Genomic DNA, 13,487 nt, shown 5'->3' with positions numbered 1-13,487 from the left:
ACTTGAGTGGTCCGATTTGACTGTTTGTCCATCAGTGGCCTCGGTTCCATCGGAACGATGGCTTCCGATGCCGGTGGGCGGTAGCTTATCCGCTTCTAACAGCATACCCGGTCGGCAATAAGCGGTGCCTACGTGATGATCCACCGGTTCAGAGTCGCCTGATCAATGTCGACGCCTCGTTCGGCAAGGATTTCTTCTGGATCCCGGTAGGACACGGTGTAACGCAGATAGAAGAAAGCAGCGTGTAAAATTACGCCCCTCGGAAAATGCACGCCTTGGAAAGGGATTGTCACGACTTGCCCCCGTCAAATTTGGGCATGCATCTATCAGATGCTTCAATCAACCAAAAAGAAAGATCCGGAGTTTGCCACACATCCCTATTTAGATGTTCGCAATCCGGCCTTCTCCAAGCCTTCTAAAACGTGGAGAATGTCATCCTGATATGGAATGTAGCTAGACAGGTATTTGGTTGGATTTCTTGCAAACAGTGGATTGAGTTCGGTTAAGCGTTGCAGTTCCAACTTTGATGCGGACATTAACCCTAGCTGGGCCATCGCGGCCGCTCGTTCAATGCTTGACCAGAAAAACAATGGCATCCCGAATTGCACTGCGTGGACAAGAGCTGTTTCGTAGTCGCCACGCCGGTATGCGGCGACGAACAAGTTGTGATTCATCCAGCCCGGCGTCTCATCAGATTTGGTGGCTACCGACAAAGACACGGATTCAACTGGCCCGTCTGTTTTCAATATGTCGAGCATCCATTGGCCATTTGTTTCAGACGCCTCATCCCCGATTTCCATTAGAGCACGCCCACATTGGTGCACTTTATCGTATTCGTTGCGCTCCAGAGCAACAAAGGCACTAGACATCAGTGCTCTCGGGTTTCTGGGGTCAAGTTGAAGTGCTCGCTCAACCAGACCTTCCGCGTGATCAAGTTGGGCACCATGTGCGTCGAAACCGTGTTTGTACCCATCATTCATTGCGTCGGCATAAGCGGCCAGCAGGCTTGGATCTTCCGGGGCAATCTCAACCAATTTCGACAATCTATGTTGCACAATAGCATGTGCCTGTTCACTGGCGACACATTGATACCAATCTGCCAGCATCAATCCCTTTGTCACTTCAGTTGGTTCGAACTCACGGAGTGAGAAGTCAGGGACATAGCTACCTGGGTGAAGGATAATTGATACTTCAGGGAGGTATCGTCTGTCATAGATTTCCAATGCTGTCCGTAACCTGCTTGTTGCAACACGGACCCTTGAATTGGATTTGCTTCTGAAATCCGCACCAAGTCCGAAAACCTCAACAGCAATGGATTGCGCGGTTGCCTTTTGCCCAACATTACCAGTTGCGCACCCAACAAGATAACGCAATAGAGGTCCAAGGAACGACGAACCGCGAAATTCCTTACTTTGACAGATGCGCTCAACCGCTCGGTTCAAAGGTTCAGGTGAAACTTCCAGCGTTCGATCGTGACCTTTCACTTTTGCCTCCCCCACTAAAATGAATCATTAAACTATGGTGTTAGTAACATCTATTTCAAATCTACCATTCCAGTAGTCTAACTCCAAAGTTATGTTTGGAGGCGCCTCGATGAAAAACTCGCGTGTATTTTTTCTGCCGATGCTCTTTGCGACAACTTTTGCTAGCTCGGTATTTGGGCAGGACGCTGACACCGTCTACATGAATGGTAGATTTTACACAGTCAACGAAAGCCAACCTTGGGCTCAGGCTGTGGCGATCAACAATGGAATTTTCGAAGTTGTTGGAACAAATGAAGAAGCTCTGGCAACTGCGGGTGACACAACTAAAGTTATAGATTTAGGCGGCGCCTTCGCAATGCCAGGGTTGATCGATGTACACTCTCACCCATTATCCGTCGGAATAGACAGGGCGAACCTCAGCTTTTCCAATCCGACGGATGTGGACACCATGCTGAGCGAACTTACGGCTTACGCCAAGGCAAATCCTGATCTCGAATTAATCCGTGGAGGCAGTTGGAACCTCGGCGTGTTTGATGGTGACAGCCCAACTAAAGATTTGCTCGACGCTATTGTGCCTGATCGACCTGTATATCTGGTTAGCCAAACCGGACATTCAGCCTGGGTTAACTCCAAGGCTCTCGAAGTTGCGGGGGTCACCGAGAACACTGAAAACACCGACAAGATTATCTTTGACCGATATCCGGACTCGAATGAACCAAGTGGAACCATTCGAGAGTACGCAATGGGGATAATCCTACAATCCCTTCCTGGGGTTGAAATGGAACCAGTTGCGGACGCTCAGGCAAAGATATTGGCCGAATTCAATTCTTTCGGATTCACTTCAATCAAAGCCGCTGAAGGTCATCCAGTACCGGTTGGAGCTGCTCAGATGCTCGATAAAAGGGGGGACTTGACTATTCGTGTCTTTGCCTCTTGGGACTGGTTGAGCCATTATATGGAGCAATCAGTCGACGAACAGGCAGACACAATTGCGAATTGGGCTAATTACCAAAGTGCCATGGTAATACCCAACGCGGTTAAGATGTTTCATGATGGCTCTCCTGACAGTTTCACAGCATACCTGCTTGATGATTATGTCGACCGACCCGGTTTCACTGGCGGTCCGACGATGCCGGCCGAGGAATTCGAGGCGACAATTTTAGATTTTAACAGAAAAGGGCTTGGCGTGATTGTGCACACGGCAGGCGACGGCAGTGGCCGGGAACTTGCGAGGATATTTGAACGTGTTCGTGCTGAAATTGGCCCTGACGGACCGCTATTACATTTTTCGCATGCGTGGATGACTCAGTTAGAGGATTTCGAACTTCTAGCAGAAATTGAAGGTGTCTGCTTAGATTTCTCGCCGGCTCTGGCCTATCCGGCAGCCGAAATCGAAGGAAGCATGGCGCCGCCGGTGGGCGACCGCTATCATAGTTTCTTCAACGTCGCCGACTCCATCAAAGCCTTCCAGACCGCAAGGGGTATCAGTATGGGAATTCCAATCGGCTTCGGAAGCGATTGGTCTTCGGCCTTAATCCCCGATCCAAATGGTTTTCACCAGATGCAGGCGTGGATAACACGGACCGATCCGGAAAACCCTTCTGGTCCATCACTGAATCCCGATCAGGCGATTTCGCTTGAGGAGGCAATCTATGCCTTTACTCAAGGAGGAGCGCACTGCCTCGGCAGGGGCTGGGAGGACAAGCTCGGATCAATCGAAGCCGGAAAACTTGCTGACTTCATCGTACTCGGAGAAAACCCGTTCGAGATACCCGTTCAGCAGTTGTGGAAAACAAATGTCGAGCGAACAGTGGTCGGTGGCGACGTGGTCTATGACGCCACGTACGACATAGTCGATGAGATCATACCTGAAGCAACTTTCAACCCCGGGACGCGATATACATCCGAACCAGAATAGAGTTCTGTGGGTGACGCGGTTCAGTCAAAGCGGACGTCGAAGCACAGCACAGCTAATGTCCGCATACCGCCAATAGTGTTGAAAAACTCTACGTTGCGATGATTCAAGTCGCTTGAATCACTCGGCTTTTTTGGATCTGGAGGATATTGTGATGATGGGTATTCAGAAAGCCGAGTCTCAGCGGTTCTATGAGTTTGATCTGGGTGCTCATGTTCCCTCCAATCACGCGTTGCGCGAGATCGATCGATTACTGGACATAGATTGGGAGGTGCGAAGCAATTCGCGCCCTTCTTTAGCCAAACAGGTTGACGTTCGATTGATCCAGAACCGAATGCCCGATGTTTGTTATCGGATTTGCCAACGGGCGTTCCTCGGGCGCTCAAATTGGAGTGTTAGTCACGTTCCTTAGACAAAAGGAGAAGACATATGATTTTTCACAATCACTCGGCGCTGGTTTCCTTGGCTACTGCTATTACGGTCGCCAGCAGTATGACAATAATTGCCGAAGAGGCTCCCCTAAACCCGACCGGATCAGAAGACCTGGCTCCTCGTGAGCAACCAGTGCTAAACTACGAGGCCGCGGAAGTCACGACTGCCAAGTGGGACAATCCGCGGAACCGGCACTACACTTATTCGAACTTCGAGAAAGTTCACCCATACCCGTCGATCATCAGCCGGGGCACGGGGCCATTTCATACATTGCCTGTGGTCCCGGAAGGCTGGCGGCATGTCGAAGGCTTTAGGATAAAACCCTGGCGGGAAGCCGAGGACATGAACCTCTCGCGCTACCTCTACGAGAGCCGCGCGGACGCGTTGGTTATTCTGAAAGATGGCAAGATCATCTACGAAGCCTACCCGCGCCAGCTGCAGCCGCATCAAACACACTCGATGATGAGTTCGTCCAAAGTCATTGCTGCGCTAGTCATCGCCAACCTGATCGACGAGGGCAAGCTTCAGCTCGACACCTTGATCAAGGACATCATCCCGGAACTGGGCACGGCGTTTGATGGCGTGACCGTACACCAAGCGCTGAACATGAATGTCGTGATGAATTTCAGTGAGGACTACACCGACCCAAACAGCGAGGGTCAGCGGATCTTTGTGGCCGAGTGCTGGGGCGAAGGGTGTGAGAATGACCCTCGCGGTGTTCGAGGTTTTCTTACGGAGCTGACGTCCGACGACCCGAGCAACAATCCCGAAAACAACACGCTTTACAACTCTGCTGTCACTTCGGTTCTCGGCTGGGTCATCGAGCGCAAGACTGGCATGAACTACAATAACGCGGTGAGCTTCTATCTTTTTAAACACATCGGAGCGTCTGCAAACGGTATCGGCCTGAACGATCAGACCGGGTTCGGACACGCTTCCGGTTACCTCGCGTTCACGCCTCGTGACGCCGCCATGCTGTATTCAACGATCGGCAATGATGGGGTTGCACCGAACGGAGCACGTATCCTCCCGAAAGGCTATATCGACACGCATGTCTACGGGGACGACGCCGCCACCAAGTACTTTGCCGGCACCACGTCGCAGTGGTGGTACACTCACCAGATGTACTACAACGACAAAGGTGGAATGGCCCACCTCGGATATGGTGGGCAGATGTTCTATTCCAACAAGGACAGCGGCATCACGATCATCCAAATGGGCTCGATTGATAGCGAAGGGGGAGCTGTCACATTCAACCTTGGCAATGGCCTTTTGGACGCAGCGGACCTGTTGAACGAACTACTAAAGGACTTAAAGCCATAACTCCCAGTACACGGCCATGGTGCAGTTCCCTCATCCGCACCTGATGACAGTTGCACTATGGCGCATCTCGACACGGATTGAGCAGGGGCCATCTGCCTCATAGGTTTTCTGCACGCCTCGCGACGAGTTGCACTGGTCAGGAAGCCGATGGCTAAAGCATTCGTATTTTTATTTGACCTTTACTGGAAGACCCGGTCGAAGAACACCTTCAGGGTTAGGGAATTCAAGGAGCACTGAGCCTTCGCCGGAGTTTGGATCTACCTCAAAACCAACAGCAACTATTTTGCCCTTGTGGAAATATTCAGTGTCGTCTTCAAGAAACAACTCGAACTCCAATTCGCGTACTGCTTCGATATTGAATTCCCCTCTTTTCAACCTCGACAGCACTTCGCCCAAGGGTACTGCGACACGAACATTAATCGGGTCCAGTTGGACAACTGTTGCAATTGGCCCGCTGCCCTCCGCATTGTAAATACTAGCTTCGTTTACGAGCGGACCTGAGATCAGCCCGTCAGCCGGTGAGGTAATTAGGTGTGCCTCAAGATAAATGGCAGCTATCTCCATTTCGATTTTTGCGCGCTCGACTTCGAGTGCGGCCACGTGAGCGGCCAATTTCGTATCCAAAAACGTTGCGACGGAGACATTTTCATGATCGCGAAGCGTCTTTTGGCGCTCCAAGTCGGCTTGTCGATCAGCGAAAGTTGCTTCGGCCAAGCTCGCGTTTATTTTCGCTAGAGAAAGTTGGAATTCTGCGATTTGGCTATCGAATTCGACCAGCAGGTCGCCTTTGCTTACCACGTCACCCTCAGAAAAATTGATCGCAATGATGTAGCCGTCGATTGGTGAAGAAACATCCCAACTGCGCGAAGCTTCCAATACACCTGGTGACCACTCATTACCTTCTTGTGGCAACACAGTTCCTGCACAAAAAACAAATAGTACCGCGCCGACAAATCGAATGCAGGTACTTGTCCTATCACGCGTCAAACCACTTCTCCTTTCTCGTTGTCGTGACTTCTAATACGCTGCGGAGTAAAGACGGCGATTAAACGAATTGATCAGCCTAAATTTATTGCCAATTCAGCGAGATTTTAGAGTATACTAAAACGTACTATTCTTGCTAAACGCAGAACATGGGTGTTGGTATGCGAGGTGGGTATTATCTATTGATATGCGTTACACTTACTTTTGGCCAGACGGCAAAGGCGGAGTTTCGCGAGTTTGTTGACCCAATCACTTCGTGCAAAGTTGTACTGGACGTTGAACCTGACGATATTATCGACATAGTGAGCTGGTCGGGTTCCTGTTCCGATGGTTTTGCAGACGGAAATGGCGTATTGAATGTTTCCGGAGAAGGAAAGCTCTTAGGCCGTTATGATGGACAGATGACCGCTGGGCTTTTTGAAGGTCCCGGAGTGGTATCGGCTGAATACGAAGGTGGCTTTCTGCTGATCGACGGCAATTTTGTCAAAGGCCTTCCAAACGGAAAAGCGCATGTCACTTGGCCAAATGGAGATGTTTTTGAAGGTGTGCTAAAGGGATCTCTGGAGACCGGTTCAGGTATGTATCGCGATCCAAAGGGTGGCTTTATGCAAGCCAGTTGGAAAGATGGACTTGTTTTCGGACCAGTTACTTACCAAACTAATGATGGCGAATTATTTTCCGGCGTGTTCGAAAATAATGAACCTGTTTCAGGATCAATAACGTACCCAAATGGAAACCGCTATGAAGGGCCGTTTTCGGACGGCGTCCCTTCCGGTCAGGGATTGTTGGTAACTTCAGACGGTGGTCTGTATTCGGGAGGCTTCGTTGCCGGTGTCCCAGGAGGGCGGGGAACCTATCTCCATAGTGACGGTGCGATTTTTGAAGGTGACTTTAAAGATGGGTATCCAGACGGAACGATTACCGTCACTCAGGCCGATGGGAGTGTGACGTCACAAACATGGAAGAATGGAGAGCAAATAGAATGAACATTATGCAGAAAGCCGCCATTTTTCAGACACTAACGATAATGCTGTTAATTGTCAGCACCACGAAACCTGCTGAGGCATTCCTAGGAGATATGATTGAGGGAGCCATCGTTGGAGGCGTGGTAGGCGGTATAGTCGACGGCGGACGCGGAGCCCGAGACGGCGCCAAGATTGGTGCTGGCTTAGGGGCACTTCATGGTATCCTAAAATAGAGCCAAATTTTTGGGGTTCTGTCGCAAACTTTGTTCCCACCTGTCAGACTAAACGTCGTTTTGGTAGCGCATGCTCTAAAGGGTCTTGTCAGAAGAACTTGTCTTGAGGCGGGCAGGGGTGTTGCGTAGCTTTTGCCCATGACCAATCCTGCTTCTTTCAAGTATTTCAAAACCAGCCCCGAGATCATCCGCCTTGCCGTGATGCTGTACATCCGTTTCCCGCTCTCGCTTCGGAATGTCGAGGATCTGTTGCACGAGCGAGGCATCGACGTGAGTCACGAAACTGTCCGATATTGGTGGAACAGGTTTGGCCCAATGTTTGCTGCTGAGATCCGAAGAAAGCGTGTTCAGCAATTGAGAGCATACTCCAAATGGAAGTGGCACGTGGATGAGGTTTTCGTGAAGGTGAATGGCAAGAGACACTACCTCTGGCGGGCCGTCGATCATGAGGGCGAAGTGCTGGAAGCAATCGTTACCAAACGCCGAAACAAGCAGGCGGCATTGAAATTCCTCAGGAAATTGATGAAGCGGCACGGTAAAGCTGAAGAAGTAGTCACCGATCGCTTCGCGTCGTATCGGGCTGCTCTCAGAGAGCTCGGAGCTACCGAAAAACAGCGGACGGGCAGGTGGCTCAACAACCGCGTCGAGAACTCGCACCTGCCTTTGCGACGAAGAGAACGCGCGATGCAGCGATTCAGGCGCATGCGAAGTTTACAGAAATTCGCCTCCGTCCATTCCTCCGTCTACAATCACTTCAACCAGGAACGATCGCACACCAGCCGAGACATCTTCAAGCTGACCCGCACCGCTGCTCTTGCCGAGTGGCGCGAACTAGGTGCAGCATAAAGGGCAGCTCTACTGGCTTAGCTGAGACTGGTTCGAATTCGTCTGACAGCACCCTAGAGAGAGTTACGAACAGGACGCGGAAGAAAGCGGGTTCCCATTCGTAAAAGAGGCGAAGCCCGGTATAGAAAACAAAACCTGCAATGATTGCTGGCGCTATCCCGAACATGAAGAACGAAAGCATGGTCATCCCGAGGATCACCAGCAGATAGATCACGGGTAGGCCGCCCCATTCAGCGGGGCGGCTCAGGCCGCGAAAGACCGTATTGCGGCGGGCCATCATTCAGGCTCCGATGAAGGTGTCGGCGAGGCCAATGACGGCACCGACAACGATCGCGACGACAGGGCCTTTCAGCGAACCCCAGCCGAATACATAGGCGAGACAGCCCCAGATGAAGCCGACAGCGGCGAGGCTGACGCCGACAACCTTCGAGTCGGCCAGAGTTTCGTTAATGAAATCACCAATGGCATCTTGCAGCCAGCCGGCGGAGACAGGTGCCGCACTGACGATAATCAGTGTCAGCGAGAAGAACGCGGTCTGTTGGATGAAATGGGTTCGTTTCATGAGTTAGTGCTCACTTTGCTGAGGATGGTCCGCACGTAGTTGCGGGTTTCGGTGAAAGGGGGGATGCCGCCATACTGGACGACGCGATGGGGACCGGCGTTGTAGGCGGCAAGCGCCAGTTTCCAGTCTCCAAACTCACGGTACTGCGCAGCCAAATAGCGAGCGCCACCGTCGAGATTTTCTACAGGGTTCTTTGGGTTCACGCCCAGGTCTTTTGCCGTTCCTGGCATGAGCTGCGCGAAACCGATGGCACCCTTGGGCGACAGGGCATCAGCCCGATACCGGCTTTCTTGCCAGACCAGCGCCATGAACAGCTCGGCCGGAATGTCGTGCCGTTCTGCCGCTGCGTGAATTTCTTTGACGATCCGTTCCTGCGACCAGCCACCCGAAGCTTTGCGAGGCCGCGGTGCCTTGCCCGCAATCTCGATCTTTTCCTGCGGCTTGGGTTTTGGTATTTCTGCCTGTTCGTTCAGCTCGTATTCCCGCATCCGGATCGGGCGAACGACGCCGTTAACGATTTCTGCTCGCGCACCGTTCAGAAACACGCTTCCATCAGGCTCGTATTCGATGACTTGGCAAAATGCCGGGTCTGCGGCTGTGAAACACGCTGCCAAAAGCAATTTGATTGGGTTCAGGAATTTGCTCGGGCGCGCGTTAACAAATCCGTGATCGGATTTGTTTCTGTATTGGTTTGAAGAGGTTGTGTTCGATAGCCTTTCAAGCACCGCACCTGGTGGATTGCAGGTTGTGGTCTCGTGGTGAGTACAGATCCATCTGGGCGTCACCACACGCTCTCTTCGGTGTAGCGCCACATGCATCGAAGAGAGGTCATCTTGGAGACCGCCAGGCTTCATCGCGGAAGTTGACGAGGTATAGCTGCCCATATTGGTTACTTTTCATCCAGAAAATAGGTCAGTAGTGTTTACATAATAGTCATTATGGGGCGCGACTTAGGATCACCGGGGCAGCTGGTATTGGGTGTCACGACACAGCACTGAGCCCTTCACAGGCTTCGTAGAAAACCCGCGTTCTGCTCGGATCAATCAGGCTGAAGGTTTGGCCGAAGTGTCTAGATACCCTGCTCGCCTCGGTCGTCAGTCAGCGCTTTGTGGCCACACGCACAGACATGCGGTCCACGCCGTACCCATTGACTCTGACGCTGCTCTGCTCTTTTTGGGAATGGCATCACGGGTTGCTGTTTTCTTCATTGTTACGGTTCTCTCTTGATGTTTGGGGAATGCCCCGGATGGCTTTGGGGCGTTTCTTGTCCTGTCGGTTGTTGGCGCAATCGACAGGACCGCTCACTGCTCACTAGTTTCGTTTTTTTGGTTATCAAGTCGTTGTTTGATCCTTTCCTTCAGCTGCACCAGGACTGGCGTTTACCACCGCTGTATCGTCGCGCGAGGCCCTCAGAAATCAGGATGGATCCAACCTGTTTTCCGCCAGCGCGTGCGATCGCCAGAAAGCGGCCGTACTTGTCCAGTTTCGGTTCAATCTCCAGTTCCACGTACCCGTTGGTCTGAATGATCTTCGTCAGGCGATCCTTGGCTCGCAGGCCCAAAACTCTTTCGGCTTCACATTGCGCGCGGAAGGTCTCAGGCGCATCAAACCCAACAAGCCGATACCGGTCGTCGCCGTGGTCGATCGTGTCACCGTCAACAGCAATCACCTCAGATGCGCTCAGAGTCTTTGTTTGCGTGGTTGGTTCAATCCATGCTGCGGTAATGAACAGCAACGCGAGTGCAGCGCTGAGAAACAAAAGCCGTTTCATGCGCCGCAACCCAAGCCACAGATCCGCTGTTCGTTCGCGCGTGGCCAGTCGTTAGGTTTCGGAATTCGCGTCCAGTGCCTGCGCCGCTTCCAGACCTTCTGGAGTGATAGACTCGATTGTGTAATCTGATTTGACGCAAAGAATGCGCCCATCCCCAAATTCCTGGTGATGCTTAAAAAGCCCTGGCCAGAGATCGAACTCCCTGGGCTCTGCGCCGGCGCGAGAGATCTTCGACTTGCACAAGGCCCCGACATAGTTCGGAGAGCTATAAATGCAGTGGTACTTAGGTCGTCCAAGGGAAGCGAGTCCGATAAATTCATAGCGGCATGTAAAGGGAACCTGATCCTCTTTCAGGCCCCGAACCATCTCAATGGTTACCACAGTGTATTGTCTCTTATTGTCCGCCATGACGACCCCCCATGGGCCGCCTTCTACATCCAAAAGTTGTGGACTAAAACACAATCTACGTCAATATAAGAAAACAATCCAATATACTATATTGGATTGTCAGGGGCATATTGGCCGGATATTGCTTAGGCGATTCGCAAGCAGGAGACACCATCATGAACCATTCAAGGCCCGGAATTCGAACCCACGTGAAGGCCTTTGCAGTTGCACTCGCTGCATTGCCGGTGTCGCAGGCCAGTGCCTATCCAATCGACTGTGCAATATTCCTGTGTCTGGCAGGAGGTTGGCCCGCTTCGCCTGATTGCGTCGCTGCCAAAACGGAGTTCATTCGGCGTATCACGCCTTATCCGGTTGAACCCCCGCTTCAACTCTGGCGCTGTCCGATGAATACGTCACACAGCCCCTCGGACTTGGGTCCCATGGAACGGTTGGAAGCCATCAAGCGCACCAGTGCTAGCCCAGTTCCAGAGCTTCCATCTGACGATACCACTGAGCCATTACTGGTAGATGCAGCGATCTCGATAGAAGCGATCCCGTCACTTCAAGACCAATACGGTGATGGGCTCCAAGCCACCCCGATCAGCGTCGATCTGTCCTCCCCTGATTTCGACGTTGTGAGGTCCATCAGGGTTTGGGATGTGCGCCACTACAGCTATCGCCGTCGGTCGCGAGAGGGTGACTGCGAGCGTTCGCTTGATCTGGTCGTTGGCAGCTATAACGACAACGCGAGCTTTCAATGGTCCGATCACGCTCCTGCGCCGATCCCAGCTTGGCTGCCCCTTGGCAATCGCTGTGAGCCTCCCAGTTATTTCCGCGGCGTTGGTGTTGAATGGACCGACATATTCGGGTTCAGCAACTACGAGCTCATCCGATACTGACGTTGTTTGCCTGGTAGGTGAATGCATTGCCACTGCAGAAGTCATTGAACGTGTCAGCCGCATTGGCAACGAGGCCGTCTGGGCCAGAGGAACACCATAATCCCAAAAACAAAAAAACCCCCGCAAGGCGGGGCCTCAGCGGGGATCTTCCTAAGTCACGTTTGATCACCTGATTTATAGGAAGTTCCCAAAATTCTGACAAGGATAAACGCATCTGTGCGAACGGTTTTTCTGTGTCTTTTCGCTGAGGTTCGAGCCGCCTTGCTTCCCCAATGAGAAGCAGACCATGAGACCGTTGAACCATTTCGAATACCCAGCCCCGCGAAACCGCGATGCCAATACTGACCTTTGCCAAGGGAAGCCAATACAATGAGCTTTCGGCAGATCGCATCCGCCCATCACCGCGAAAATTCACGCTTCCACAACGGTCTTCCCGAGGGCTGGAACTGAGACAGGTTTCGGCAGCTTTGCGTGTGCTATGCCCAAATCGGCGGAGCTTCAGCCCAGTGTATTCGCACCATGGAGATCATCATCGATATGATTACGCCATGTGCTTTTCGAGACCCATCCCAGGAACCCTTTTGCTACGCGCGCCAGGAAACCCTTATTGCCGGCCGTGGCTTGACAGATCGGACAATCCACAATCACGAACGTGAACTGGAAAGGATTGGCCTGATCGAACGCAGGCTTGGGGCAAATGGCGCGCGGTGCAAGCGCAAGGGGCTTGGCCTCTTCCTGACCCCTGCCCTGAATCTCGTACCGGAAATGCTCGACGCAGACGTGCGAAACAAGGCCGAGAAGAAAGAGCATGACGAGCTGCGCGGGGATCGATCACGGCTTTACCGATATGCGAAACACAGTCTGGAAATTCTTAATTCACTCCCCTGCCCTCCTGAAGGCTTCGACGAGATGATGGACGCGTTTCGGTCGTGGCCGCGCGCCGACAAGTTGAAATACATTTCGCTGGATGGGCTCAGATCACATGTTCAGGCGGCTCACGACCTTTGGAAGCGGATCGAAGAGCATGTTGTAAAACCCGGTGAACGTTCGGGTGAACCCGAAGCCCGTTTCGGGTGCCATATACAAGACCAAATTGAAGAAAAAATTCTGTCCTGTAACGCCGAGGGCGAGGAGAAAATGTCCTCAGCTAGAGCCTCGGAACCAGATTGTTCTGGCTCCGGGCCTGACGGCCCTCCGCATTGCTTAGAAAGCAATCATCCGACGGAGATAGCTCCGCGCAAGGCCCAAAAACTGCCTCGGATAAACAACCGTATACTGTATGAGCTAGCATCCCCCGAACTTAACATGCACATCGATATTGCCGGGGCTGGAGATCAGAATTCCAATCCAAGCCTCTACGCAATCGAGACCGGCGTTTGGTCCCGGCTTTCAGAGATCGGCACCAAAATTTCCGCCTGGCATACGGCGATTGATCGGTTAACCATCATGGGGGCAATCCTGGCTGGAGTGATCACGGATGCGAGGCTGAGTGATCCGCGGCTGCCGCCCGTGGTTAATCCGGGCGGATATCTTCGCGGTATGGTCCAAGCGGATGAACGCGGTGAATTGAACCTGATTTCCAGTTTCATGGGTTTGTTGGCCCGAAGGGCGCGGGAGGATGAGGATGGACTTCCGCAAGACCACTAGAGCGGGTTTTGGCTGTGTCGGACTATGCCCGTCAGCTGC

Annotated in this window: 13 protein-coding genes and 1 pseudogene; 6 read left to right on the top strand and 8 right to left on the bottom strand. The window is 52.4% G+C overall.

Features of this window, described 5'->3' with window-relative positions:
- Positions 1–137: 137 nt before the first annotated feature.
- Both ABLN94_RS21550 and ABLN94_RS21545 read right to left on the bottom strand, forming a co-directional pair.
- Positions 138–293, bottom strand: a pseudogene (locus ABLN94_RS21550) (IS6 family transposase); the annotation flags it as partial.
- 84 nt (positions 294–377) lie between these two features.
- Entirely contained in the window at positions 378–1,484 is a 1,107-nt protein-coding gene (locus tag ABLN94_RS21545) for a hypothetical protein (protein ID WP_352996313.1), read from the bottom strand.
- A 109-nt stretch (positions 1,485–1,593) separates the two neighbouring features.
- On the opposite strand from ABLN94_RS21545, the gene ABLN94_RS21540 reads away from it, so the two are divergent.
- A complete protein-coding gene (locus tag ABLN94_RS21540; RefSeq protein WP_352996311.1) occupies positions 1,594–3,402 on the top strand; it encodes an amidohydrolase in 1,809 nt (602 codons plus the stop codon).
- A gap of 426 nt (positions 3,403–3,828) precedes the next feature.
- Positions 3,829–5,154: a serine hydrolase domain-containing protein gene (locus ABLN94_RS21535; protein WP_352996310.1), complete on the top strand. Its 1,326-nt coding sequence runs from the start codon at positions 3,829–3,831 to the stop codon at positions 5,152–5,154.
- A gap of 168 nt (positions 5,155–5,322) precedes the next feature.
- Here the strand turns inward: ABLN94_RS21535 and ABLN94_RS21530 are convergent, their stop codons facing one another.
- Positions 5,323–6,141, bottom strand: coding sequence for an efflux RND transporter periplasmic adaptor subunit (locus ABLN94_RS21530; protein WP_352996309.1), 819 nt, complete (start codon positions 6,139–6,141; stop codon positions 5,323–5,325).
- A gap of 158 nt (positions 6,142–6,299) precedes the next feature.
- Between ABLN94_RS21530 and ABLN94_RS21525 the strand changes: the two genes are divergently transcribed.
- Both ABLN94_RS21525 and ABLN94_RS21520 read left to right on the top strand, forming a co-directional pair.
- A complete protein-coding gene (locus ABLN94_RS21525) occupies positions 6,300–7,124 on the top strand; it encodes an MORN repeat-containing protein (protein ID WP_352996307.1) in 825 nt (274 codons plus the stop codon).
- Positions 7,125–7,474: 350 nt separating this feature from the next.
- Entirely contained in the window at positions 7,475–8,182 is a 708-nt protein-coding gene (locus ABLN94_RS21520; RefSeq protein ID WP_352996305.1) for an IS6 family transposase, read from the top strand.
- On the opposite strand, the gene ABLN94_RS21515 is transcribed toward ABLN94_RS21520, so the two are convergent.
- The 5 genes from ABLN94_RS21515 to ABLN94_RS21495 form a co-directional block, all read right to left on the bottom strand.
- The gene (locus ABLN94_RS21515; RefSeq protein ID WP_352996304.1) at positions 8,127–8,462 is read right to left on the bottom strand and encodes a VirB3 family type IV secretion system protein; all 336 of its coding nucleotides are present in this window, start codon (positions 8,460–8,462) and stop codon (positions 8,127–8,129) included. The genes ABLN94_RS21520 and ABLN94_RS21515 overlap by 56 nt on opposite strands.
- A complete protein-coding gene (locus ABLN94_RS21510; protein WP_352996302.1) occupies positions 8,463–8,744 on the bottom strand; it encodes a hypothetical protein in 282 nt (93 codons plus the stop codon).
- The gene (locus ABLN94_RS21505; RefSeq protein ID WP_352996301.1) at positions 8,741–9,289 is read right to left on the bottom strand and encodes a lytic transglycosylase domain-containing protein; all 549 of its coding nucleotides are present in this window, start codon (positions 9,287–9,289) and stop codon (positions 8,741–8,743) included. Before ABLN94_RS21505 ends, ABLN94_RS21510 begins: the two co-directional genes overlap by 4 nt.
- An 812-nt stretch (positions 9,290–10,101) precedes the next feature.
- Positions 10,102–10,515 (bottom strand): thermonuclease family protein, encoded by a 414-nt coding sequence (locus tag ABLN94_RS21500; RefSeq protein ID WP_352996299.1) that lies wholly within the window; start codon positions 10,513–10,515, stop codon positions 10,102–10,104.
- Positions 10,516–10,566: 51 nt separating this feature from the next.
- On the bottom strand, positions 10,567–10,923 hold the full coding sequence (locus tag ABLN94_RS21495; RefSeq protein ID WP_352996297.1) for a hypothetical protein: 357 nt from the start codon (positions 10,921–10,923) through the stop codon (positions 10,567–10,569).
- Between the two features lie 155 nt (positions 10,924–11,078).
- On the opposite strand from ABLN94_RS21495, the gene ABLN94_RS21490 reads away from it, so the two are divergent.
- Positions 11,079–11,801: a hypothetical protein gene (locus tag ABLN94_RS21490; RefSeq protein WP_352996295.1), complete on the top strand. Its 723-nt coding sequence runs from the start codon at positions 11,079–11,081 to the stop codon at positions 11,799–11,801.
- A 471-nt stretch (positions 11,802–12,272) separates the two neighbouring features.
- The gene (locus ABLN94_RS21485; RefSeq protein WP_352996293.1) at positions 12,273–13,448 is read left to right on the top strand and encodes a helix-turn-helix domain-containing protein; all 1,176 of its coding nucleotides are present in this window, start codon (positions 12,273–12,275) and stop codon (positions 13,446–13,448) included.
- The last annotated feature ends 39 nt before the right edge of the window (positions 13,449–13,487 follow it).

The sequence above is a fragment of the Ruegeria sp. SCP11 genome (assembly GCF_040329455.1).
In the GTDB taxonomy this organism is placed as follows: domain Bacteria; phylum Pseudomonadota; class Alphaproteobacteria; order Rhodobacterales; family Rhodobacteraceae; genus Ruegeria; species Ruegeria atlantica_E.
Note: the sequence above shows the minus strand (reverse complement) of the source record. Positions and strands in the feature narration are given on the sequence as shown.

Bases quoted from the DNA above. Each gene is read 5' to 3' on its own strand.
- ABLN94_RS21540 (WP_352996311.1), top strand. From the start codon at position 1,594: ATGAAAAACTCGCGTGTATTTTTTCTGCCGATGCTCTTTGCGACAACT.
- ABLN94_RS21535 (WP_352996310.1), top strand. From the start codon at position 3,829: ATGATTTTTCACAATCACTCGGCGCTGGTTTCCTTGGCTACTGCTATT.
- ABLN94_RS21525 (WP_352996307.1), top strand. From the start codon at position 6,300: ATGCGAGGTGGGTATTATCTATTGATATGCGTTACACTTACTTTTGGC.
- ABLN94_RS21520 (WP_352996305.1), top strand. From the start codon at position 7,475: ATGACCAATCCTGCTTCTTTCAAGTATTTCAAAACCAGCCCCGAGATC.
- ABLN94_RS21515 (WP_352996304.1), bottom strand. From the start codon at position 8,462: ATGATGGCCCGCCGCAATACGGTCTTTCGCGGCCTGAGCCGCCCCGCT.
- ABLN94_RS21510 (WP_352996302.1), bottom strand. From the start codon at position 8,744: ATGAAACGAACCCATTTCATCCAACAGACCGCGTTCTTCTCGCTGACA.
- ABLN94_RS21500 (WP_352996299.1), bottom strand. From the start codon at position 10,515: ATGAAACGGCTTTTGTTTCTCAGCGCTGCACTCGCGTTGCTGTTCATT.
- ABLN94_RS21495 (WP_352996297.1), bottom strand. From the start codon at position 10,923: ATGGCGGACAATAAGAGACAATACACTGTGGTAACCATTGAGATGGTT.
- ABLN94_RS21490 (WP_352996295.1), top strand. From the start codon at position 11,079: ATGAACCATTCAAGGCCCGGAATTCGAACCCACGTGAAGGCCTTTGCA.